Raw genomic sequence first — 24,471 nt, 5'->3', positions numbered from 1 at the left:
TAAAGGCAACGTGACCTCAGATTGAAATCACCTTACCAACCTCTTTCGCATTTCTGCATTTGATCAGCTTACGTGCGACAATTTTAGAACCAAAAACGTGATTGAGTTGAGTAGCAATCTCCTTTAGGTGAGATGGCTTAAGTCCTAAAGACAAGAATGGACTTTGTTCATCAAATCCAACCTGATGCTTTCCTATCACCTTCTCATAAGCTTCAATAATCCTCTTATGATCCAATGTATCAATTGATCTGTTCTTTTGAGAAACAATGCCTGAAGCTACATTCAACTCTGGTTGTTTTACTGACTCTTTTTGATTAATTGAACCAATTAATAGCTCTCTCGCTTGGATTCGATCGAACTTACCATTTCGTGATAATGGAAGTTTTTCTAGCTCAAGCAGTTGTGACGGAACATGAGAGTTTGGCAAACATTGCTGGGCAAAATCACGGATATCAACTGCGCTCGCTGATTGACCTTCAGCAACAGTATAAATCGCGCCCAAAGCAATATCACCGTTACGCTCGGTATAATCAACAATCAATACTTGCTCAATCGTAGGGCATCGATTGAGTTCTTTCTCAACATCAGGAAGTGAGACGCGCACCCCTCTCACCTTAACGTATCCATTAACTCGTCCAGCAAAGATGATATTTCCATCTTCGCGGTAATACCCCAGGTCTCCTGTTCTAAAGGCTCTGACTTCGTCACCTTTATCATCAACAATAGTCACAAAGTCAGTTTGTTTTAACTCACCGTCTTCTAGGTATCCTGAAGCAAGGTTTACCCCAACCGTCATGATTCGACCAACAACGCCCTGAGGTACGTGTTTTCCTAAACCGTCCATAATAAAGTACTGGTTTGCAGGGAATGGTCTACCATACGGAATGACTGTGATATCTTCGTCTGTCACAAAGTGCCATACACTCCAGATCGTTGTTTCTGTTGGACCACCAATCGAAACCATACGGATATCTTGCTCAAGTGCTCGAAGTTCTTGAATGGTTTTAGGCTTAACGTAGTCGCCGCCCTGGCAAACTAGTCGCAAGGATTTTAGTTTTTCGCCCTGCATACAGGACAGCAACATTTCCATAAGAGCAGGAACAGATTGCCAGATGGTGATGCCATGCTGTTCAACCAATTGATTCCATCTAATGGCATCTTTCTCTTCCCCCATAGCAGGTAACACAATGGTTGCGCCTGTCGCAAATGACGCATAGATGTCGAATACAGAAAGATCGTGATGGAAAGGTGTCACACACATCAAAACATCATCAGATGTAATTTCCCATGCCTTACAGGTTTCCCCCACAACATTGGAAGTTGCTCTACTGTTTACCACCACGCATTTAGGTTTCCCTGTTGTCCCTGAGGTATACAAGTAGTAAGAGCCTTGTTCACTTTTGCTCAACGCTTCTAACTCATCGTTGGAAAGTAAGGCGTAGGTTTCATCGACAGTTTGTAAAAGTGACTCATACGTCACTGAGTTCGCTCTGTCGGATGGTTGCCTAGTCACAACCAAGTTCGCATTGCAGTTACTCAGCAGGTAGTCCAAGCGTTCTTCTGGTGAAGAAGCATCAATGGGTACCCAAATGATTCCAGATAATGAACAAGCAATAGTCATCACCAGATGCTCTGGGCTTTTAGGCATACATATTGCCAACACATCACCTTGTTTCAAACCAAGATGGGAAATGTGCTGCATCACCTTGTGGACATCTTCTCCAAAGGCTTTGTAGCTTATCTGTCTGTCACCACATATAACCGCAATATCGCTAGAAGCGTTCTCACCTACATTTTTTGCAATCTTGGCTAAAAACTTAGAGCACTCAAATTCTGACTCATCGCAATTGAGCTTATAGTGGTCAAGGTTAACGACTTTGTGTGAGGCAATATCGAAATTCTTAGTCTCACACAGGGCTTGCACATGACGCTCAATTGACGCGAGTATCGAAACAACAACTTGCTTATCTAGAGCATCCACAGCGTAGTCGAAACTCAGAACCAAGTTCTTGCTTTCATCAAAGTTAAGCCGAATGTCGAGGGCAACTTGAGGTGTTTGTGTCACACCCGAAAAGAACACTAAATCGTCTTCCTCTGAAAGGGTATCCCAAGCCAGACCATTAGTGACCACTACAGGTAGAGCCAGTGCTGTCGAACGGGTACTCATGAGTTGCCGATTAATATCAACACCTGAGAAGTCCAGATGGTCGAGGGCCTCAAGCATGTCACTCTGCATGCTTCGAGCACGGTCTAATAAAGTGCCTTCATTTTTTCGGTATTCCAGAATAACAAACGTAGAGTCATTACCCAGTGGACGATCATTTTGCGGGATAGCAACTGGAAACCCTACCCTCATCTCTTGCTCTGTAGTCCAATAAGACATCCCTTCAAGAATTAGAGCTGAAAGGGCTGAATTTAAGAACAAACTGTTAGCAGCACTCGCCATCGTTAACTGAGTCACCATCGATTTCTCGATGACGATACTTTCTCGTTGATAACGTGAAGCTTTAATGTTTTCTAATCGTTGCTTCCAAGGAAGTGAAGGTGGCGCGCACTCTGGATTCAGTTTGTTCTCCCAGTATGTTTCGTCTGCAAGTTTTTTAGCGTTATCTTTTTCGGTTTCTTGGTTTGAAACAGGCGTTTGATTCGTGCTGATCTCTTGCAGTTGATCGCTATTCTTTTTCAGTAACTCAGAAAGAATAAGAGAGTGTGTTCTTCCATCAACGATTAACGCATCAAAGCTGGTAAATACAACTGTTTGATAATCCAACTCCGATTCAGGTAGTTGGATTACTGATACAGACCAAGGAGACCTTGAGAGATCGTGCATCGCATGATTACTTGCCACGCGAATTGTTTCTATTTCTTCCAGTGATTGTTCAATGGAAAGGTGTCGAAGATCGTGAGAATGAAAGTTAAGAACTGCTTTAGCAGAGACATGCTGAAGAAGCTTATGCTCATCTATATGCGTGCGAAGTGCGTCGAATTTTTTAACTAACAATTTTAAGCGGGATTCAACCAAACTTGAGTCGATCTTGCCTCGGTATTCCCTGAATTCATGCATTGCAGTGCCACCCATCGGAATCTGAGTGGAGCGACCTAAGAGATAAGATTTTTGAAGTTCAGTTAATGGCTTAGGTGATGCGCTATTTAAAGGTAGTGAAGGGCAATCAAATCCCAGATTTGCCAACGTCTGTTCCAATGAGAGATGGATGCTTTCTGGGTTGGCTGCCAACGATCTTACAATAGCTATAAACTTATCGAAGAGTGTTTGAACAAAACCTTCGGGGAAGACGTCCATCCGCACATCCCAATTCACGAATATTCCATCGTATGCGGGGGCTATCTGAGCATCTAAAGTTACCTGAGCACCTTGAGAGATCACCCAATTCATCTTACCGAATGCCTTGGTGACGGCATCAGTGAACAGGTTATCTCCATCAAAATCCAGACCCGAAGTAAATACAACTGGTGAAGCCTGCACCGTACCATGATGACGAGAGAGATCACGCATCAACGCAACACCTGAATAGTGTTCATGGCTAAGTAATTGATTAAGCTGATTGGCTGTGCGACGACAATGGTTAAGAGTAGATTCTTGCGCTTTTAAACTGGCGCTGTAAATCAGCAAGTTGGAAAAATCACCAATGATGGCGTCGACATCACCTTCATAAAACCCTCTATGGAAGGTGGGCACATTCAATCGGAAATCAGGAGCGTTACAAGAACTCCCAATAGCTTGTGAGAACAAGGTCAAAAAGAGCTGAGTCTGAGTTAAACGATGCGTTTTAGCCAGGCTTTCAATAGACGCTCTCTCGTCAGGTGTGAACAAATGAGTAAATCGCTGACTGTGACCATGTTGACGGTCAATATTCTCGCTAACGTAAGGAAATGCAGGTGCATCTGCAACACTTTCCAATCGTTCTTGCCACCATTTTTTGTCTTCTTTTCTTTTTGAGACTAAGTACTTGTCTGCGGCTTGTCTTTCTAAATATTCAAAGAAAGGAACCCCTTGTGGAGCGTCATTTCCAGATTGTTCATTTGTGTAAAATTTGGCTAACTCTTCTACTAAAATTCGAAAACTCTGCGCATCAACAGCAATCATATCCACGTCAATATGAAGGCGGCATTGACCTTTTGAATGAAAAGTGGCGCTAATTTCTATACATTGACCGTTTTCTAAATCGAGTTTTTGATCCGTTTTAGTGGCACGTTTGTCTAGTAAAAATGACTCGGTGTCTTCTGAGTTTAAGTGTTCGATGTTATCAACAACAAGCTTATGAATTGAGGACAAAGGAGAAATGGTCTGCTGCCCTTCAGGGGTGATTTTCATTCTTAGCATAGAATGACCAGCATAAAGTCTGGTTACCGCAAGTGCTAACCGCTCCTCATTAATATTTTCCCCATCAAATTCCGCATAAATATGAGCGGCAACCCCTCCCATCGATTGACCAGATTGTCTGCCGACCAAATAAGCTGCTTGTATGGTTGTCAGTTCTTTCATTTGTATTTAATCCATTAAAAATGTGCCCAATGGCAAAACTGATTATTTAAATACACCACATTTAGGCTCAACTCAAACATTAATAATAATTATTATCATTTTCATAAATGAGATCCGTTGTATATCACCGAAGTTTAATGAGTATTTGAATGACTTAACGCCATATCATTGATTTTATTATCTAGAATACTAAGTTCAGCTCAGATAATAGGCTTGACATTAGGGCGTTCATATCTTAATAATCCCAACGCCAAAATGATAATGATTATCATTTGTTTAAAATTTAACCCAACTAATTGCATATTTGGGTTCAACTTTGTTTAAAGGTAAAGCATCAAGGAACACTTCTTGTAGGAGGAAGGATGCAAGATCTACAAAAGCTGATTCACTCAACGCCTATTGGCACACTCCCAAGAGTGCCTGATGTGGTTAATGAAATAGCGTTGGATTCAGAGAGTGAATCATTCATCAATCAAAAAAGAACAGAAATCACCCAGATACTGAATGGTGAAGACAGTCGATTATTGGTGATAATTGGTCCCTGTTCGATACACGACCCTGAAGCGGGTCTGGAGTATGCTAGAAAGCTGGCTAGCATTCAGAGCCAGTATCAGGATGAACTTCTGATTGTAATGAGAACCTACTTTGAAAAACCCCGTACACGAGTAGGCTGGAAAGGGTTGATTGTCGATCCTGATTTGGACGATAGCCACAACATGAGAAAAGGGCTGTTTGTTGCTCGTCGATTCTTGAAAGACGTTGTTGATTTGAAACTGGCTACAGCAACCGAGTTTTTAGATACCACCGTTTACCCATATATTTCTGATCTTATTTGCTGGGGTGCGATTGGAGCCAGGACAACAGAGTCTCAAACCCATAGACAAATGGCGTCGGGCATTCCTTGTCCCATCGGATTTAAAAATGGAACTGACGGCAACGTAAATATCGCGATTGACGCCATTCACGCTGCTAATTCCTCCCATCTAATCTGTGTGCCAGGTTTTGGAGACGCACCTATCGCTGCGATGACCAAAGGAAATCCAGCCGGACATATCATCCTGAGAGGCGGTAAGCAGCCAAACTATTCCAATGAGAACATTTGTGAAGTAACCAAACAACTTGAGGCAAGTGATCTCAACCCTCGCCTTGTAGTTGACTGCAGTCATGGTAACAGCCTTAAAGTGGCCAAAAACCAATTGGATGTGGCTAGAAATATTGCCAACCAAATTATAGAGGGTGAGCAATATATTGCTGGCGTTATGTCAGAGAGCTTCTTGGTTGGTGGCGCGCAAAAAATCGGTGACTTCCCTTTAACCAAGGGACAGTCGATCACTGATGAGTGTTTGAGCTGGGAAGATACCATTGATATTTTGAATATCTTTTCTGAAGCGGTATCTGTAGCAGAGCGCAAGCAGTTTTCCACCGTTGCCTAACACAAATAAGCAATCGATTACCCTACGTAGCGGTTTCTAACAAAACTGAATGTAAAAAGCGGTGCATCGCACCGCTTTCTTTTTATTTCGTGTAAACAACCAGTTTAGTTATCTAATGTGGCCCCACCATCCACTCGCAAGTCATGCATGGTGATATGATTAGCTCCTTCTGACATCAAGAACAAAATGGTTTTCGCTATATCCTCAGGTTCTGCGATTTTCTTGAGTGGTATGCCCAATCTAAACTGCTCGGCATTACCTGCTATCACTTGCTCTTCACCATAATTTTCATTCCAAAGCTGCAGCTGCATTTCTGTACGCGTAGAGCCCGGACTCACAATATTACAGCGAATCCCCAAAGGGGCTAACTCAATACCAATCGACTTTACAAACATATGCAGTGCGGATTTTGAAGCGGCATAAGCCCCCATATTTGCTCTCGGCGTGTTTGCCGCATTGGAACCAACAACAACGATATTGCCTTTGCCACGTCGTTTCATGCTTACAGATACTGCTTGCATCGCAGCCAATACCCCAAAAGAATTCACCATGAATGTATGCTCAACTTGCTCGAATGGCATATCACACAAGGCTCCGAGATGAAGAATACCGGCGCAGCTCACCATATGGTCGAAATATCCGTGCTCTTCAATCCAACCATGAATACATTCCTTAACATACTCAGGTTGCGATAGATCCAATTTCGCAATTCGAAGTTGTCCTGGGAATTGTGTAGATAGGAAATCGGACTTCTTGGCGAGTAACTGCTCATCAATGTCCGTTGCTAATACTTTCGCTCCTGCATCTAATAAGCTTTCCAGCGCACTAAACCCGATACCTTTTGCAGCCCCTGTCAGAAAAACGTGCTGTCCATCAAGAAATTTTGGCATATTTGCAAATAACCGAATGAAAAATAATCAAAAAAGCAATCTCGTTAACATATCCTTAATAGAAATCGCCGTGAAATGTGACCAATATTCAATAATGAGAATTAATAGCAAATGGTAATTATTATCATTAGCATTTGATCGTTGGTAACTGTAATCTTAGTCCCAAAAATAAGCAACCGGATGATGAACAAACCTATGACTGGGTCGTTCTTACGATTCTGCACAAAGGCTTTCATCACGATCTAATTTTCAAGAGGGATCTGTTATGAAAAGAGAAGTGATTGGCTACTCAAAAATGGAAAGTGAGCTGTTGGATAGCGAGCTGTTGTCGTCTCCATTTTTCTTCGCTTCCCCAAATAACACAATGATGGGCTCTGGAGTCGAAAACGAATTCCACGAACCTATTGAATTTTCAAAGTTGGCTGAAAAAGCGAACGAAATGCTCCAAGCAGCTAAGAAAAGTGAATCGGATAATCCTGTCCTATTTGGTGTCGTACCGTTTAACGAAGAAAACCCGACCAAATTTATTGTTCCTGAAAAACTGTACATTTCAAGTAGTACAAGGGCACTCAGACCAAGTTCGCAATCTTCTTCCGACGCAAGAGTTATCTCTTCGCCAAGTGGTCATCATTACAAGCAAGGCGTTTCTGATCTTCTGGACATGTTTGCCAATACCGAGCTGTCTAAAGTGGTACTTTCTCGTGCAATTGAAGTCGCCACTGATACCGATATTCAACAGCAGGCTCTACTCCGTAATCTTTTATCGATCAATTCTAAGGGGTATACCTTTGCTGCAAACATCAGTGACGAGCAAAAGCTAATGGGAGCGAGCCCAGAGCTTCTGGTGGCAAAAAAAGGAAGTCACTTGATCTCCAACCCGCTGGCAGGTTCTCGCCCACGTTCTGATTCAGATGAACAGAACCAAAATTCCGTTAACTCTTTGTTAAACACCAACAAAGATCTCTACGAGCATGGTCTGGTTGTAGAAGAAGTTGAGCGTGTAATGAGCCAATACTGCTACAACCTCTACACACCAATGATTCCTTCAGTTATCGAAACCAAAACGATGTTGCACCTTTCAACTGTTCTGGAAGGACAGGTTAATGACCCAGCAATCAACGTGTTGAAGGTGGCTGCAGAATTACACCCTACCCCAGCCGTGTGTGGTTACCCACGTGAAAAAGCATACGACGCAATCAGAAAACTGGAACAGTTCGATCGCGGTTACTTTACGGGCATGGTGGGTTGGTGTGACTCAAGAGGCAACGGTGAATGGGTAGTGACCATCCGTTGTGCTGAAGTGCAGAAGCGACAAATGAAAGTGTTTGCCGGCGCGGGCATTGTTGATGAATCTCAGCCTCAAAGTGAGCTGGATGAAACAGGCGCGAAGATGAACACCATTTTGACTGCCGCTGGTATCCAGCTAAAAGACATGCTGACAGCATAGGTGAATTTGTGGGATTGAATAATCATTTAGATTTTACCTTGTGGCCAGACTTTCTGGTCACTCAATACAAGGATCTTGGATACTGGGAAGACAAAACGCTTTTTGACCATTTCCAACATTCCGTCGCTCAGTTTGGCGACCACATTGCTCTTGTGTGCGGTGAACGTCAATTTACCTACGAGAATTTAGCTGAGCGAATCTCCACGCTGGCGTCTGGCTTTCAATCTTTGGGTTTGAAGAAGGGTGATAATGTTGTATTGCAAATGACGAACGTCGCAGAGTTCTATCTCTGTTACTTCGCATTATTGCAGAAAGGCATTCGACCCGTATTGGCTCTGCCCGCCCACCGATTTTCTGAAGTGTCTTATTTTTGCGCTCATGCTGAAGCAAAAGCCTACATTATCGATGGCGACCACACTGGGTTTGACTATCAGGAACTGGCAAAGCAAGTTCTTAGCGAAGATAACGCACTTAAACATGTCTTGGTAAGAGGCGACTCTTCGAACATTAAAGACGAAAGATTCACCGCACTGGATGAGGTTAAAGGGCAACCTGATCATATCCAAACTGCAGACGCATCAGATTTGGCTTTCTTCCAACTGTCAGGTGGCACGACGGGAACACCAAAGCTGATTCCTCGTACACACAACGATTACGCTTACAGTGTGGTTGGCAGCAACGTCATCTGTGAATTTGATGAGAACACACGTTACCTTTGTGCCCTGCCCGTTGCTCATAACTTTCCATTGAGTTCTCCGGGTGCGTTAGGCGTCTTTTTTGCGGGCGGAACTGTTGTGTTGACACAGGACCCAACTCCAAAGTCTGCATTCAAGCTGATTGAAGATCATAACGTAACAGTGTCTGGTCTAGTCCCGCCGTTAGCATTGCTGTGGATGGATCAAGCTCAAACTACTCACCATGACATTTCAAGCCTTGAATTGGTTCAGGTGGGAGGAGCAAAGTTTAGCGAAACTGCCGCTAGAGAACTGCCGACAAAGTTGGGCTGTCAGCTTCAGCAGGTATTTGGTATGGCTGAAGGTTTGGTTAATTACACTAGACTGGATGATCCGATTGAAGTCATTGCTTCTACCCAAGGTCGACCTATTTCTAAGCATGATCAGGTAAAGGTGGTAGACGAAAATGGAAACCTTGTCCCAACAGGGGAAGAAGGCTTTCTTCTGACTCAGGGACCTTACACGATTCGCGGCTACTACCGCGCAGAAGAGCATAATCGCCGTTCGTTTAGTCAAGACGGGTTTTATAGCACTGGGGACATTGTCAAACTCACTGAAGAGGGCAATATCATCGTAACGGGTCGAGATAAAGACCAGATTAACCGAGGTGGCGAGAAGATTGCTGCCGAAGAAGTTGAAAACCAGTTGCTTCGCCATGATGGTGTTCATGATGCCGCGTTGGTTGCTATTCCTGATGATTACCTGGGAGAGCGTAGCTGCGCGGTGATCGTGAAGGCAGAGGGCTTCGAAGTTAATCCGATCAAGCTGAAATACTTCTTGCGTGATTGCGGCTTGGCGGACTACAAAATTCCTGATCTCATTAAATTTGTCGATTCATTACCAAAAACTTCAGTAGGTAAAATCAACAAGAAAAAGCTTCGAGAGGAATACGCTCAAGCTTAATCTTTAACGGCCTCAGAACCAATAAAAAACCGAACTCAATGAGTTCGGTTTTTTTGTTAGATGCACTAGAAGGAGTTAGTATTCTTCATCCATGACTTCGTGACGCTCGGCATGATAAGCCTCTTCGTCCTTTCCTCGTTTCCAGTAAGGAATGGCATACATGTTTTTCTTGGTCAGTTTATATTCTTCTCTAAGTACTTTTCGGCAAGCGAGAACACTTTCATTTTCACCAGCAATGAAAGCAGAGAGCGTCTCAGCACCACTCGGAGGGGTTAGATTACTGATAGCCTCGCTTAACTGAGCGTGACCGTCTTTCGGTCCTCTTAGAATCCACTCAACGGCGACACCTTCTGGATGCTTGATATCGTGCTTATCTTCAATATCATCAATCTCAATAAATGCAAAACCAATGGTGTCAGAGGGAAACTCTTCCAAAATAGCGCAAATAGCTGGAGCAGCTGTAAGATCGCCAGCAAGTACATGCCAATCCGCCGGTGCAATAAGTGGGTCTGGACCAGCGGGACCAACAAGACCAATCTGAGAGCCTTCATTAGCCTTGATTGCCCATCCTCCACCAGGAGAATTTTCACCGTGAGTGACAAAATCAATGTCAAGCTCATTCACATCAGCCCGGTATTCCCTGACTGAATAGGCTCTAGGAACAGGTTTATGCTCAGGCCAAAAGATTGTCTCCCCTTCTCTATATGGTAGCTGCAAAATTCCATTCTCCCTATTTGGGAAAAAAACCTTTATATGTGAACCATTTTGATTTTCAGGAAATCCTTCTAGATCTTCACCAGTTACTGTAACTCTTAGCAAGTTTTTAGAAACGTTTTTTTTACGCACGAAGTTCAACAACATCGGATATAAACGCTCCGAATTATCGCTCATAAATTTACCCCTTATAGATATTGAAGAAATTGGAACTATCTTGCATAGGATGTTTATGCTGAAACTTCTTCTTTTTTGTTGTTGGCAGTTGCTTGTATTGTTTGCCACCACTCTTGCAATGAAACCGCCTCTATAAGCTGAGAAAAAGAGACATTTGCACCCTGTTTGTTCCACTTTTCTACAAGAGTCATAGCTCTCATAGAGTCCAATCCCATAAACATAAGATTTTCATTCACATCAATATCTTCCGCAGAGACACCTAGTGTTTCAGCTACATCAGACTGCAAAATATCCAAGCTTAGAGCGGGACATTCAGAGGATTTGATTTCCTCGACAATCTCATCGAGTGTTTTAATACTACCCGCTCTACCCGCAACATAGTTCAGTGTATGGATATGGTCTTCACGAGAGAAATCAGCAATTGCATCCCCTACAATAAATGGCTGAATATCCAACATAAAGGCATCAAGCGCTGTGGATAGAATGCCAATGTGACCGTAGATCCCAGAAATGATTAACTGAGTTTTGCCATTAGCTTGCAGATAATCAAGTAATGGCGTTTTTTTGAATGCACTGTAACGCCATTTGACATACTCAATATCATCTTCTTCTGGCGAGAGTACCGAAACAACTGGGGTGTGGTCGCCATTTAACCCGGGACCCCAGAAATCTGTTAACAGTGCTCTTTCTTTAGGGTCTTGATTTGCAGGTTGAGCTGTATATACAACTGCTATCCCCGCTTCTTTGGCTTTCTTTTTTAGCTCTTGTATATTTTTTAAAATATCAGCCATAGGAGAGGCATTCACCTCATAATAATTCACAAAATATTCTTGCATGTCGTGAATTAACAGCACAGCGTCACTTGGGTTAATTTTCCAGTTAGTTCTGTTTTCTGGAAATTCTTTGTGTTCAGGCAAGTCGTAACTCGCAATTTTAGGTATAGCCATTTGTGATTGTCCTTAATACTCTAATTAGCACCTGACGTTCTTAGTTTAATAGCCTGATAAATCAGATCTTTTGCGCTCAACAACTAAAGTAATAATATTATGAAATACTCTAATTTCTCACTTAACTAGAAAGCTTAAAAAGTTATTATCAAGTTGCCGTATCTTCGGACTCTTCAATTGAAAGCCCTCTCTCAGTACGCCAGTGCTTTATTTGTTGGTTAATGTACCAATCGATGATGTTAGAGAATAATGTTTCAACATATTCTGTTGATATCCCGACTTCTTCTGCCCACTTTTTCCTGTCTTCTAACATCACAGCGACGCGTTCAGGAGCCGGGATACTTTCTTCATTGGGCTTAAACTGAGCTGCTGCTTTTACATACCCCATTCGCCTTGAAAGAATATGCACAATCTCTTTGTCGAGGGTATCAATTCCTATCCGGATATCGTTAAGACTTTCGCAAGCTTCTGGCTTCTTTAAAGATGACACGTTAATTTCCTTTAAATTTCATTCCCTGCCTTCTATTTTTACTCTTTACTCATTGAAGAATATGAAAAAATAGAAATTTTTCGCCTTTAAAACGAAATGAGAATGTATCTTATTATCGAATAATGTTCAATCGGTATACCTTTGGTTTTAAAATAAAATTAAACCGTAAATTAACAGCCTAATCTCGCTTATATAGGTGTAGAGATCCAAGGAGTACCATCTGGACCAGGAACGCGTTTTTTATCAATCTTGCCAACCGCTGTCTTGGGTAAGCTCATCAAGATATTTAACTCATCAGGCAGTTTGAACGATGCAATACCTCGCTGTTGAAGAAAGGTTCTTAAATCTTGAAGCGTTGGGACTGCTCCTTTCTTTACTATCGCGACTCCAATCCTTTCACCTAGATGCTTATCTGGTACCGCCACTACAGCTACCTGCGCAACATTGGGGTGCGCAAGTAACTGTTCTTCTAATTCATCAGTTGCTATGCATTCACCTGCGCGGTTAACAACATCTTTAATTCTTCCAGTTACTACTATATAACCGTTCTCATCCACGACTACACGGTCACCACTTCGGTAAAATCCATCCTGAGTAAAAGAGCGCTCATTATGCTCTTTGGCACGGTAGTAACCTCTTAAGGTGTATGGTCCACGTGTAAGCAACTCTCCCTCTTCACCAACTGAAACTGGTTCACCTTCTGTATTAACCACGCGAACCTCATCCCAATGACTTACAGGGCGACCTTGCTTAATTGCAATTAACTCATCTTTGTCCCCAAGACGGGTACAGGCAATCAGTCCTTCCGCCATTCCAAAAACTTGTTGAAGCGCTCCAGGGAAGGATTTCTGAACATTGAGCGCGTCGGAGTACGCAAGTTTAGAACCACCAACCTGTAGTAGTCTCAAACTCGATGTATCGGCTTTCTCCCACTCCTTGGCAGCGGTCCACAACTGAGCTAACGCAGGAACCAAAGCCGTGGCAGTAACTTCATTCTTTTCAATAAGATCAAAGCAATAGTCGGGGCTAGGATTTGAACTAAAAATAACCTGCCCACCGGAATGAAGGGCACCTAGCAACCCTGGGCAACCCAAGGTGAAATTGTGGGCGGCTGGTAGTACAGCAAGATAAACCTCTTCACTCGTTAACTCACTAGCAGTTGAGCAACTTTGAATATTGAAACGATAGTCGTTATGTGTTCTGGGAATCAGTTTGGGAAGACCAGTAGTACCACCGGAAACTAAAAATAATGCAGGATGATTCGGATTAGAATCATCAGGAACAAATTGATTTACCTCACCTTCAGGTATAGAGCAGTATTTTCCAGAATCACCAGCTATGTAGATATGCTCAAGCTCAGAAAATTCTTCAGATAATGCATCTGAAATTTTTATTGCTTTTCCGTCATTTTCCAGATTGGAGCCAAAATATGCCTTTGCTCCAGACACTTTCATAAAATGACTTATTTCAACAATTCCATGTGCAGGTAATGCTAGCACAGGCACTAAACCCAACCTCTGAATCCCAAAAAATACCTTCGCGAACTCAAGGCTATTTGAAACTTGAAAGACCACCCGATCTCCAGAACGTAGACCATTCTCTTTTAAACCTGCAGCGATCCTGTCTGCTTCTCGCAATAATTCTTCATAGGAAAGCCCACCTCTAGAATCAGCGACAGCCTTCTTAGCTGGGTGTTTGTTGACGCCTTCAGTTAAAATTCCCCACAAGGGTGTATTTAGCCATAGGTTGGCATTTTTAAATTTTTCGGATTGATGTGCGGGATGATCAATAAAGCCATGCAATAAGCTGTGTTGATCCGCATTCTCCTTGAGGACAGTATCCATGTTATTCCCGGTTACATTTTTGTGATGTCAAAACAAGTGTTCAGAAGGAAAAAAATTACCTGAGCAAATTCAATCCAACTGACGACTACTATTTATCTAAATGGTAATAATAATCATTTGAACACCACAATCAAGTAATGATATTGTGTACAACGAATTTGAATCAAACATTGGAAGAAAGACGTAAGCTTCCGAAAAAAAAGGATATTATTTTGTCAAAGCAAGAAGCGAATATTGATTTGTTGTCCACGATTAGCCAATTGTTGGGAGTCCCAACTGAATCAATAAAACCTGACGTAAACCTAATAGAGCTCGGCTTGGATTCAATCAGTATGATGCGTCTTACGGGTCAGTTAAGAAATGCAGGGTTGGATATCAACTTTGCGCAGTTAATGGAAAATCCAACATTAGAATCATGGGAAAAGTTAGTTTTTTCTGATGAAACGTCAATCTGAAAAAATAAAGTAAGATAAGTTAAACAGTTTATTTGCGAATCCTGATACCTAAAAACGCCTTGCTCAAAGCAAGGCGTTTTATTTAGTTTTGAACAATTAGAAGTGCAATTCTATAGAAGCACCAATCTGGCGAGGTGCTAGACGCAGTGGATCATCTTTGCTCCCTGAAGCCACACTTGAAGTCTTAGCATCAGAGTCGAACAGGTTTTGAGCAAATAGCGCTGCTCTACCACCATCAAATACGTATGCCAACTGTGCATTTGCTATCCAGTAAGAATCAACCTTTGTCCCTTTGGTGTTTGCCAGGTCAGAGAAATAGTCTCCTGTGTAGCTAGCATTTCCACTTAGCTCGAAACCTTCTGCAAAAGTGTAAAGTCCTCCAAGGCTCGCTGTAGCTAACGGTGCACGAGGAAGCTCTTTAGTTTTACCACCTTGGGCTTCGGTCTCTGTGTAGCTAGTTTTCAACAGGCCTAAGTTTGCAAAGAATTCCAAATCAGATGTAGCTAGCCAGCGGGAACCGACTTCAGCACCATAAGTTTTGGCACCATCTATGTTCTCAACAATTGCATAGAAATCAGAGCGCAGTTGTTGTACCTGCATATCTTGGTAATCATTGTAGAAGATATTAGATGTTAACTCTAAAGTGCCATCATTTAGACGATGTCGAGTGTACAGTTCATAGTTCCACACAAACTCACTATCGTAGGCGTAAGGAATCATAGGTTTTGGAGGCTGACCTTCAGGAATTCTCTTAGTATAGAAGCTCAAGCCGGCTGCACCGGAGTTATAACCTTTAGCAACTTTAAATCCGAACGTTTGATTCGCTTCTGGCTTATAGGCAATATCAAATTTCGGTAAGAATACGGTTGCACTCTCATCATGATCGAGCTTCAACAGTTCTACTTTTCGAGTTTTCCTTTCGGTTTCAAGACGACCAGCAACGGTTACGTCAACCTGTGGAGCCACCGCGTACGTAATTTCAGCAAATGCTGAGGTAACGGTGGTCGCATCAGTCATTGGAGCGTCACCACGGGCTGTCGCGTAAGTATCATCTTGATTTGTTCGGAAATAACGTAACCCATATAGGCTGTTTAACTTACGATCGTCCGATGAAATTCGAACCAACTGCTCTAATTGGATTTCTTTGCCATCGGTATAAAAATCTTGTTGTGCCCCACCAGTTGGATCAGTCACACGATCGTAACCAAACTTCGTGTAACCTACGTTATTCTCAAACGTAATGTTGTCGTTAATGACGTAAGATACATCCCACATACCACTAGTTGAATATGTTTCATAAATTGCACGATTCGCCCCATAGATTTCACCAACCTCATGTTCCGACTGTGGAGATCGGGTATCCATACGAGTCACAGTAAAGGTGGTCTTAAACCCAGGTACCGATGACGGCTCATATAAGAATTTACCGCGAGCAGTTGTCATTTCAATTCTTCTGGCATCACCTACAGGATCATATGTTGCTAGGTCAACATGAGTTTTGCGCTTTTGTTGATCAACACTTAAACGAAATGCCAGTTCATCTTCAACGATTGGCGCTGAAATCATCGCAGCAGTCTGAGTATAGTTTTGCTCAGCAATTGCCCCCTTTACCGCACTTTCAAAGTGATACGTGGGATCTTTTGATTTAATAACAATTGCACCCGCTGATGCACTTCTACCTTGCGCATAACTTTGTGGTCCAAGATAAACCTCAGCCTGTTGCATATCCCACAAAGAACGAGGACCGAATGTTAGCTCTGAGTAAGTTAAAGAGCGCCCATCAATTGACAGATTTATTCGAGGAGCAGTACCAGCAAAACTAGCCAAACCACCAATAGAAGGACCTGAACCATCAACACCACGAATCGCAGGCAAGTTGTTACCTTGACCGGAATCTACGATGTTTGGCGTTAGCTGAAGCAAGTCGTCAACTTCTGTGGCCCCTGGCGTGGTATTGATGCGGTCTTCGTCAAAGACCTCAACACTTGAGCCAGTGTTGTAAATGGAACGTTCTGTCTTCTCACCAATGACTGTTACTACAGAAATGGTTCCGTCCTGAGCGGCTGCATCATTATTATTGTTTGTTTCTGCAAAAGCCTGACCACCGACGCAGAGCCCCATGATAACCGCGGATAATGTGCGCATTTTGAATGTTTTGTTTCCTGGCACATTCATTCGCGCTGGGCGTAATGCTGTCATTTAAAATTCTCCTTAACTGAGCATTAACAATGGGTGCACACAAATACCCGAGCTTAATGAGGAGGAGTAAAAGGAAGCTAATTCAAGTGTTTTGAAAAGGCGATGGACTCATGAAATGAGTATTTATCTTGACTTCCTATGTCTCTCATTAACCACTGCATTGGGTATTTGAGCGCAAAAATTCCGACTAGAATCCGACAATTTGATAGAGGAAAAAGGGCACCAAAGAAGAAACTTTGGATAAATGCTAAGTTTTTTCTATCTGTGTCTTGACGAATTCTGGATTGTACTCTAGCGATCACAAATATAAATGTAAAGCGTTCTCATTTATATTTAGTAATAATTATTATTATCAGCAATGAATTTGTTCAGGAGATCATGTTTTTGGATTGAGGCGCGCGTAGGAAATGACGGACAAATAGAGTGTAACTCCCCACTATTGACAAATAAAACAATAGCAGAGAGTAAGGTTAGAGCTAAACTTCTAATACTTTACTTATATATTTCAATAAATTATCAGAATGGCGTGTTATTTCTTCCTGGGAATAGAGTCGATTTTCTCCTTCCACTTTTAAACTCATATTCGTTGCATCTCTGGCGCTACGAACGGTGATATTGAAGCCATCAGCCAGCCCACTCGCAACTATTCTATGCTTCGTTTGGCAACCAATGAATTCAGGTGAATCAAATGGCAATATGTTAATAAAAGGTGAAAGAAAATAACTTTGCTCTTTACATTGCACTTTATTCTCTAATCGAAATCGACCATGTATATACAGCTGTCTAATTTCTTTAGCAGCTCGCTTTAAATATTCTTCTACTCCTTCATTAGCTTTTTTCGACACTAAGAAAGGAATAATATTGACCATTAATGAAGGTGTATTTGCGCAAGAGTTTCCCATTCGGTTCATAAATGGAAGCCAAACCGGAAGAGGGTCATCATTTTGAGACTGTCCCTTTTTATCCTCATATAGGTAAGCAGAAATGAGTAAGACAAGAATATCAGTCCAACCAATCATAAGTTTTTTAGAAAGAGACAGTAATGTTGCGGTAATGGCTTGAGGGATTTGTTTATCATCACTGTGGGTTTCTAACGAAATCTCTTCTGAATTATTGCGAGTCAATTTCGCTTCAGATAGATAGCTTTCCCAGAACTGCCTGTCGACTTCAAATCTTTCACCAAATCGGTAGTCGCTGTCTTCTTTAAGGTAAGTATCCAAACTTTTAAACCCCGAGTGAGGTTTTTGCCCATTAACCAGACTACTGTAGAGCAGTGCGCACCTTTGCTCGATCAAGTTCATGCCATAACCATCGACAGCAATATGATGTGTCCGAATGTACCACCACACCCTATCATCGGCTAAAACAAACAATTGCAGCTTTGAAATGGCATCTTTTTCTAAATTCAAAGGACAAAGCGCATCGGTTTCCATTGCCTTGGTTGCCCGCTTTTCGGCATCATCAAAGGAACGTAAATCGGTAAGTTCTACGTATTTTGAATCGTTACTTTCGAGAGACTGAAGAGGATACGCGCTACCCTCTTCGTTTTTGAACTTCAATTTAAGGACTTCAGCTTCACTGAATGTCATCTGCACAGCTTGATGCAACTTTTCAATGTCTATTTTTCCGCTGATTTCCAAACAATGGGCGACATTTGAAAAAGGCTTATCGGGGTGTTGTAAGTATTCGTCCCAATACGATTGCTGCGCATTGGTTAACGGGTGCCATTCTTGGCGTATCATGGTTTCCTACCTGATTAAATTATTCATTTCTAGCCGCCACTACCTGGCACTGACTTGGCTACGAATAATATCAACGTGCCATCAAAAAACAATGATAATCATTATCACTAAAGGCGTATTCCTTTGTTTTTCCGAAATTCTCTCGGTGAGCAACCGTGGTATCGGGTAAATCGATGAGTAAAATTAAAAGGGTCTGGGTACCCCAAACGCTGAGCAATCATGGTTACCGACCAGGATTCATACAAAAGAAGATCCGCTGCGCGTTCCATTCTCAATGAAATCAGCCTTTGCTGGGTACTGCATCCAAAAAGCTGTTTTGTAATTCGATTCAACTGCTCGACACTTAAAAAACAGCGCTCTGCAATGGATTTTACGGTCCAAGAATAGTGAAGCTGGGATTCCACTTCGTTAAATACGCTTTGAACTCGAACGTGGCTGTCAGAAGGGGACTCTTCACTGTGCTCGCCAAGTAACATTCTCGAAAGTTCACTGACGTAAAGCTTTCGATAGGTTGCCCTTCCTTCGTTCTCGTTATACAGCAAACTTAAAATTGACCATACCTGCTCACAGTAGCCAGAAGGCTCTACCCTTCTGCCTCCCTTAGACAAGACATTCCACTTTGAAGTGTTCTGAAGCAATAACCAGGACATACGCCAGCCTATTTTCTTGTCAGCAATTTCAAAACGAAAAGGCTGATTGGGAGGAAGAAACGTAACGGTATTCGGATCGATGGTGACGACCTGCTTCTCTGTGATTAAAACTCCGCCGCCTTCATTGGTGAAAAGCAACGTATGGAAATCAGGTCCAACCCGTTCCACATGATAATCACCACTTATCTCAGACTGACCCGCCATATACAGGTGACTTTTAACAAACTCAGGAAAATCAGACTGGGAAAGAAAACGCTCCTTGCATGCATCGCCCAGGAATATTTCATCACGCCATTTACCTTGAACAGAAAATGAGTCAATGACGGATTTACACAGCTTTTCTGATTTTCCGAACATTTTGTTTCCCCTATACCTTAGATATATTAGCCACCCTGCAATAGCTAAACGATTTTCTGGTTTAAGGATACATTATGAAAGCGCATTCTTTAACACCCACTATCAGACCTAATGCCCTTTTACCACAGGTAGCAAAGCTTGCGTTCCCAGTCGCCATTCAAAGTGCCCTTGTCGCGATTCTTGCACTGGCAGACGTTCTAATGGTCAGCGATTTTGGTCAGGAAGCGACAGCAGCGGTAGGTATCGCAACCAAGTGGCATTTTGTTGCAACCATGATTATCGCAGGTTTAGCGGCAGCCAATGGTGTGCTGGTGGCACAGTATTGGGGAAAAGACGACAAGGTCCACGCTAAAACTGTCTCGGTGCAGGCTCTGAAATTTGGAGCGGTATTGATTGTTCCAGTCACCGTTGTTTTGACTCTCTTTGCTTCTCAAATAATGCGCCTGCAAACAGCAGATAATAGTGTCATTGAATTAGGTGCCGATTACCTTATTTATGGCTTACCAATTTTATTACTTACACATGTTGTACTGACTGCTGAATCAAGTTTAAGAGCCAGCGGAAATGCTATGTTGCCACTGATCATTGGCGCTATTACCGTAGGTCTGAACATTGGTCTGAATTTTGTATTTATTAAAGGAGCCGGCCCATTTCCTGCTATGGGTGTTGCAGGTGCAGCGCTGGCAACCACTCTTGCAAGATTGATTCAGGTTATTTTGATTGTCGCGGTACTTAGCTGGCAGAAAAACTGGCTTATCACCACAACCGGAATCAAAAACCATCATACCTTGTGGATGTCGTTCAAAAGACTGGCAATTCCAAGTGCATTTGGTGCGGTATTGTGGGCATTCGGCACACTGACTTACCAGATGATTTTTGGCCATATGGGCACGCAAGAGCTTGCGGTATTTAGCATGGTTGGTCCTTTTGAATCCTTATGCTATTCCGTGTTCTTTGGTATCTCGGTTGCCTGCTCTGTCCTCATTGGTCAGTCTCTTGGGCGGGACGAGTTCGAACATGCTCAAGTGATCTCCACTACAATCCTGCGCTGGGTATTCTTACTCGGATTAGGATTGGGAAGTGCCTTGTACCTATTGAGAGAACAAGTCATTGATATGCTGAATCTAAATACTGAAGCACTCTACCCTCTTGCTCTGCCTGCGATAGGAGTAATGGCATTTGGTATCTGGATACGCATGCTCAATATGATCATTATTAACGGCATTCTTCGAGCGGGTGGAGAGCACATGTTTTTTATTCGCATGGACTTTTTAGCCATGTATGTCGTTGGAATTCCCTTAACCGCTTATGGGGCTTTCATCGGAGAGTGGAGTTTTGGCTGGGTTTATCTGGCGATAATTACGGAAGAAATCGTACGTTTTTCACTGTGTTTCCAGCGCTACCGCCAAAAGCGCTGGGTCGCCAATCTAACACTCAGGCAAGCCTGAGTGAACGGTATTAAAATCTGACAGCTTCAGATAATCAAAGCCACACCATGAAATGCAACAACACCAATGGTTAGACGTGTTCTGAGCGCGTTATACCCTTTGGCGCTGTTTTCATGTTCGGAATTTCTCAATGTTGCCTCGGTAAACCACACCGCGATATACCCAAATGCCAGCATGATTAAGGATATCCAATGATTTTCTGGCGACTGCAATAGCACTGCCCAGGCAATAAATGTAAAAGAGTTACTCAGAAGCATGCCGTTTCGACTCAATGAATGAGAGAAATGATCGATCGCATTCCCCCAAAGCGCACCAGAAAGAAAACTTAAAATAACGGCACTGTACGTAACAAACAGCCCCAGAGGGGTATGCCCAAAAAGAGAAATGTCCGCAATTATCAGTATCAGGCATCCCAAAAAAGGCAGTAACCCGAGATAACCCAGTTCCATCATTACATGTCTTGGTGTCTGTTCCATCATCCACTCCAGAGATCCACATTGCTTATTGGTATTAAATCGCACCTGTACAAATAATAGACAACTTAATCTACCACGAAGATGAATGTGCTCTCATTATTGCAGTTTCGATTTCAGAACGTTGATTCACCCTAAGACCCCATGGTGCAAGTTTTATAGCCTTATCTATACTCAAATTAATAAGCAGAAAACTGAGGTTCAAGGATGCGGATACGTTCTCTTATTTGGTTGCTCACCGTGTTGGCGATGGCGAACATCAGCCATTCCATTGCCAGCGAGGATAACCAAGAAAAGGTCAGCGTATGCAGCGAATCCTGGGCGCCTTTCTATTACCAGGATCCTGAAGGAAAAAGCCAAGCTCCTCCAAGAATCATGGGCATCAACGTAGATATTTTAAAAGCCATATCGCAAGCGTCAGGGTTAGATTTTGAATTTGAGCTGATGCCACACAAACGGTGCCTTCACAACACTCAAAAACATGGTAATCAAAAGAAGCATGAAATCACGTCCGATGTCACTTACAGCGCTGATAAAGAGAAAGATTTCTACTTTGTCGGTCCTGCTTACTCCTTATCTCGCGCCATTTTTTACTCAAAGAACCAGTTCCCTAAAGGGGTATTTAACCCTAAATCTGCGTACAAAATTACTAAAGTGAAAGAGATGCGATACTTCACTGTGTGCGAGAGCGATGGCAGAATTTTTAACGATTACTACGCGAAACACGGCGTACCCAAGGAAAACATCGTTTCCAGTAGTAACGCCAGTTTAAGTAGCTTGTTAATGATGCTCGACAAAGGCAGATGTGAAATCATGGAAGTGCCAGCGGCAATCCTCGCAGGAAGTGTCGCCATTGAAAATTTAATGCTCCAAGAGAATGTGCATTGTCAGCAATTAAATGAAGAACCTGTTGGCTTTTATTTTCTGGTATCAAAAGCCTCTCCCAGAGCCGAGTATCTGGTGTCTACGCTCAACCAAGGTTTAATTAAGCTTAAGCACTCCGGACAGCACCAAAAAATCATCGAACACTACTTCACCTTACTCAGTAATCGTAACGGTAAAGCCATCACTGATTGTTTATAAAGCGCCTTAGCGATTCCATTTCACAATTTTAGTGAAAACTTGATTACGTTTGCACCAAAAACATTCAAGCCATATACCTAGATATGCAATTACACAGATACCACTTAAAAACAGAATAATCATTACATTCAAATATTTATAACAAAAATCAATCTCAAAAAATGACTGGCACACTTCTTGTTGATGAAGTTTTATTCACAATAAGGAGATACACAATGAAGAACATGACGTTCAAATTAAAACTTGCTGCTTTAGGGACACTCATTTCACTTTCTGCACCGGCTCTGGCGGAAGACACCATCAAAGTCGGCGTTTTACATTCGCTATCAGGCACCATGGCGATCAGTGAAACCACGCTAAAAGATACGGTTTTGATGCTGGTTGATGAGCAAAACAAAAAAGGCGGTTTACTTGGAAAAAAACTTGAAGCCGTAGTGGTAGATCCTGCGTCAAACTGGCCTCTTTTTGCAGAAAAAGCGCGCGAACTGATTGAAAAGGAAAAAGTGGATGTCGTATTCGGTGGCTGGACATCGGTTTCACGCAAATCCATGCTCCCGGTATTTGAAGAACTGAACTCCATTCTGTTCTATCCCGTGCAATACGAAGGGGAAGAGTCTTCGAAAAACGTTTTCTACACTGGCGCAGCGCCAAACCAGCAAGCCATTCCTGCTGTCGATTATTTGATGGATGAACTGGATGTTGAACGCTGGGTACTGGCTGGTACGGATTACGTTTACCCTCGCACCACCAACAAAATCTTGGAAGCGTACCTGAAAGATAAAGGCGTCGCGGCGAAAGACATCATGATCAACTACACACCGTTTGGTCATAGTGACTGGCAGTCCATTGTATCAGACATCAAGAAATTCGGTTCCGAAGGTAAGAAAACCGCCGTGGTCTCCACCATCAATGGCGATGCTAACGTGCCATTCTACAAAGAACTGGGCGCCCAAGGACTCTCTGCTGAAGACATTCCCGTTATTGCATTCTCGGTGGGTGAAGAAGAACTTTCGGGTATGGACACCTCCCCACTTGTTGGCCACCTTGCTGCGTGGAACTACTTCATGAGCGTCGATACAGAGGCAAACGAAGAATTTGTTGAGCAATGGCAAGACTTCATCAAAAATGAAAAACGCGTCACCAACGACCCAATGGAAGCACACTACATTGGCTTCAACATGTGGGCGAAAGCCGTTACCAATGCGGGAACCACGGATCCTGAATCGGTACAAAGTGCGCTGATTGGCGTTTCTGTACCTAACCTGTCTGGTGGCTACTCTACAATGCTGCCAAACCACCATATCACCAAGCCTGTACTGATCGGTGAAATTCAAGACGATGGACAGTTCGACGTGGTTTGGGAAACCACAGGATTAGTCGCAGGCGATGCTTGGTCAGACTTCTTACCGGGCTCTAAAAACCTTTACTCAAGCTGGTTGCAGCCGTTTTCTTGCGGCAGTTTTAACGTAGAAACCAAAAAGTGCTCTGGCACAAACTGATTGATACCCCTTTTGCCCTTCGCACTTTGTGAAGGGCTTTTTTTGCTTAGCACGGACATCAAAATGCAATTTATTCGATACTTCCTCATCTGGGTCGCCTGTTTCAGCGCGTTCCAGAGTTCGGCAAGTACGCAGGCTGAAGGTCTTAATGATCTTGCGCCTCAAGTACTCAGTCGGAAATTTGAAGAACGTAAAGCGGCGGCAGACTGGCTTGTCACTCATCAGCCAGAACTCGCAAAAGTCATGCTCACTCACTGGCTGAACGGCGCACTTTACGTTCACAAAACCAATCCGGGTTTTTACTCCATTGAAAAGCTGAAAAAAGGTCAGTTGGCCTATCAAATCGCTTCGGACAGACAAGTGGTTGTCGAGTCCAAACGCGCCTTCAAAAAAGCCAAGCTGAACAACAAACTGCGTTCGTATCTGAAAGTGCTGATCGCCAAGATAGATCTGATTTCTTCGGATCCTACATCTCGGTTGGA

General features: G+C 42.8%; 17 protein-coding genes. 7 read left to right on the top strand and 10 right to left on the bottom strand.

All coding sequences use genetic code 11. The annotated features are described in order from the left end of the window. Positions 1 to 16: 16 nt before the first annotated feature. Positions 17 to 4,504 (bottom strand): amino acid adenylation domain-containing protein, encoded by a 4,488-nt coding sequence (locus QMG91_RS21210; RefSeq protein WP_281831998.1) that lies wholly within the window; start codon positions 4,502 to 4,504, stop codon positions 17 to 19. A gap of 362 nt (positions 4,505 to 4,866) precedes the next feature. Between QMG91_RS21210 and QMG91_RS21205 the strand changes: the two genes are divergently transcribed. Beyond that, positions 4,867 to 5,937, top strand: coding sequence for a 3-deoxy-7-phosphoheptulonate synthase (locus QMG91_RS21205; protein ID WP_281831996.1), 1,071 nt, complete (start codon positions 4,867 to 4,869; stop codon positions 5,935 to 5,937). A 104-nt stretch (positions 5,938 to 6,041) separates the two neighbouring features. Here the strand turns inward: QMG91_RS21205 and QMG91_RS21200 are convergent, their stop codons facing one another. After that, entirely contained in the window at positions 6,042 to 6,827 is a 786-nt protein-coding gene (locus QMG91_RS21200) for a 2,3-dihydro-2,3-dihydroxybenzoate dehydrogenase (protein ID WP_223099891.1), read from the bottom strand. Between the two features lie 265 nt (positions 6,828 to 7,092). Here QMG91_RS21200 and QMG91_RS21195 point away from each other — a divergent pair, with 265 nt between their 5' ends. Continuing rightward, a complete protein-coding gene (locus tag QMG91_RS21195) occupies positions 7,093 to 8,274 on the top strand; it encodes an isochorismate synthase (RefSeq protein WP_281831992.1) in 1,182 nt (393 codons plus the stop codon). Between the two features lie 8 nt (positions 8,275 to 8,282). Further along, a complete protein-coding gene (locus QMG91_RS21190; RefSeq protein ID WP_022598762.1) occupies positions 8,283 to 9,911 on the top strand; it encodes a (2,3-dihydroxybenzoyl)adenylate synthase in 1,629 nt (542 codons plus the stop codon). A 75-nt stretch (positions 9,912 to 9,986) separates the two neighbouring features. Here the strand turns inward: QMG91_RS21190 and QMG91_RS21185 are convergent, their stop codons facing one another. The 4 genes from QMG91_RS21185 to QMG91_RS21170 form a co-directional block, all read right to left on the bottom strand. After that, a complete protein-coding gene (locus QMG91_RS21185; RefSeq protein ID WP_022598764.1) occupies positions 9,987 to 10,802 on the bottom strand; it encodes a siderophore-interacting protein in 816 nt (271 codons plus the stop codon). A 53-nt stretch (positions 10,803 to 10,855) separates the two neighbouring features. Continuing rightward, entirely contained in the window at positions 10,856 to 11,749 is an 894-nt protein-coding gene (locus QMG91_RS21180) for an isochorismatase (protein WP_022598765.1), read from the bottom strand. A gap of 148 nt (positions 11,750 to 11,897) precedes the next feature. Further along, positions 11,898 to 12,239 carry an isochorismate lyase gene (locus QMG91_RS21175; RefSeq protein ID WP_281831989.1) on the bottom strand — a complete coding sequence of 114 codons (342 nt, stop codon included), beginning with the start codon at positions 12,237 to 12,239 and terminating at the stop codon, positions 11,898 to 11,900. A gap of 188 nt (positions 12,240 to 12,427) precedes the next feature. Then, a complete protein-coding gene (locus tag QMG91_RS21170; protein ID WP_281831987.1) occupies positions 12,428 to 14,083 on the bottom strand; it encodes a (2,3-dihydroxybenzoyl)adenylate synthase in 1,656 nt (551 codons plus the stop codon). Positions 14,084 to 14,295: 212 nt separating this feature from the next. Here QMG91_RS21170 and QMG91_RS21165 point away from each other — a divergent pair, with 212 nt between their 5' ends. Beyond that, positions 14,296 to 14,538, top strand: coding sequence for a phosphopantetheine-binding protein (locus tag QMG91_RS21165; protein ID WP_038124130.1), 243 nt, complete (start codon positions 14,296 to 14,298; stop codon positions 14,536 to 14,538). Between the two features lie 96 nt (positions 14,539 to 14,634). On the opposite strand, the gene QMG91_RS21160 is transcribed toward QMG91_RS21165, so the two are convergent. From QMG91_RS21160 to QMG91_RS21150, 3 genes are all read right to left on the bottom strand, one after another. After that, the gene (locus tag QMG91_RS21160) at positions 14,635 to 16,737 is read right to left on the bottom strand and encodes a TonB-dependent receptor plug domain-containing protein (RefSeq protein WP_281831984.1); all 2,103 of its coding nucleotides are present in this window, start codon (positions 16,735 to 16,737) and stop codon (positions 14,635 to 14,637) included. 476 nt (positions 16,738 to 17,213) lie between these two features. Next, on the bottom strand, positions 17,214 to 18,479 hold the full coding sequence (locus QMG91_RS21155) for a condensation domain-containing protein (RefSeq protein WP_281831982.1): 1,266 nt from the start codon (positions 18,477 to 18,479) through the stop codon (positions 17,214 to 17,216). A gap of 107 nt (positions 18,480 to 18,586) precedes the next feature. Then, a complete protein-coding gene (locus QMG91_RS21150) occupies positions 18,587 to 19,486 on the bottom strand; it encodes an AraC family transcriptional regulator (RefSeq protein ID WP_281831980.1) in 900 nt (299 codons plus the stop codon). Between the two features lie 74 nt (positions 19,487 to 19,560). Between QMG91_RS21150 and QMG91_RS21145 the strand changes: the two genes are divergently transcribed. Continuing rightward, positions 19,561 to 20,934 carry an MATE family efflux transporter gene (locus QMG91_RS21145; protein WP_281831978.1) on the top strand — a complete coding sequence of 458 codons (1,374 nt, stop codon included), beginning with the start codon at positions 19,561 to 19,563 and terminating at the stop codon, positions 20,932 to 20,934. 26 nt (positions 20,935 to 20,960) lie between these two features. Here the strand turns inward: QMG91_RS21145 and QMG91_RS21140 are convergent, their stop codons facing one another. After that, a complete protein-coding gene (locus QMG91_RS21140) occupies positions 20,961 to 21,410 on the bottom strand; it encodes a DUF3429 domain-containing protein (RefSeq protein ID WP_281832688.1) in 450 nt (149 codons plus the stop codon). 204 nt (positions 21,411 to 21,614) lie between these two features. On the opposite strand from QMG91_RS21140, the gene QMG91_RS21135 reads away from it, so the two are divergent. Beyond that, positions 21,615 to 22,490 carry a substrate-binding periplasmic protein gene (locus QMG91_RS21135; RefSeq protein ID WP_281831976.1) on the top strand — a complete coding sequence of 292 codons (876 nt, stop codon included), beginning with the start codon at positions 21,615 to 21,617 and terminating at the stop codon, positions 22,488 to 22,490. A gap of 215 nt (positions 22,491 to 22,705) precedes the next feature. Then, positions 22,706 to 23,989 (top strand): urea ABC transporter substrate-binding protein, encoded by a 1,284-nt coding sequence (urtA, locus tag QMG91_RS21130; RefSeq protein WP_409351279.1) that lies wholly within the window; start codon positions 22,706 to 22,708, stop codon positions 23,987 to 23,989. Positions 23,990 to 24,471 lie beyond the last annotated feature (482 nt).

It is taken from the genome of Vibrio nigripulchritudo (genome assembly GCF_027924785.1).
In the GTDB taxonomy this organism is placed as follows: domain Bacteria; phylum Pseudomonadota; class Gammaproteobacteria; order Enterobacterales; family Vibrionaceae; genus Vibrio; species Vibrio nigripulchritudo.
Note: the sequence above shows the minus strand (reverse complement) of the source record. Positions and strands in the feature narration are given on the sequence as shown.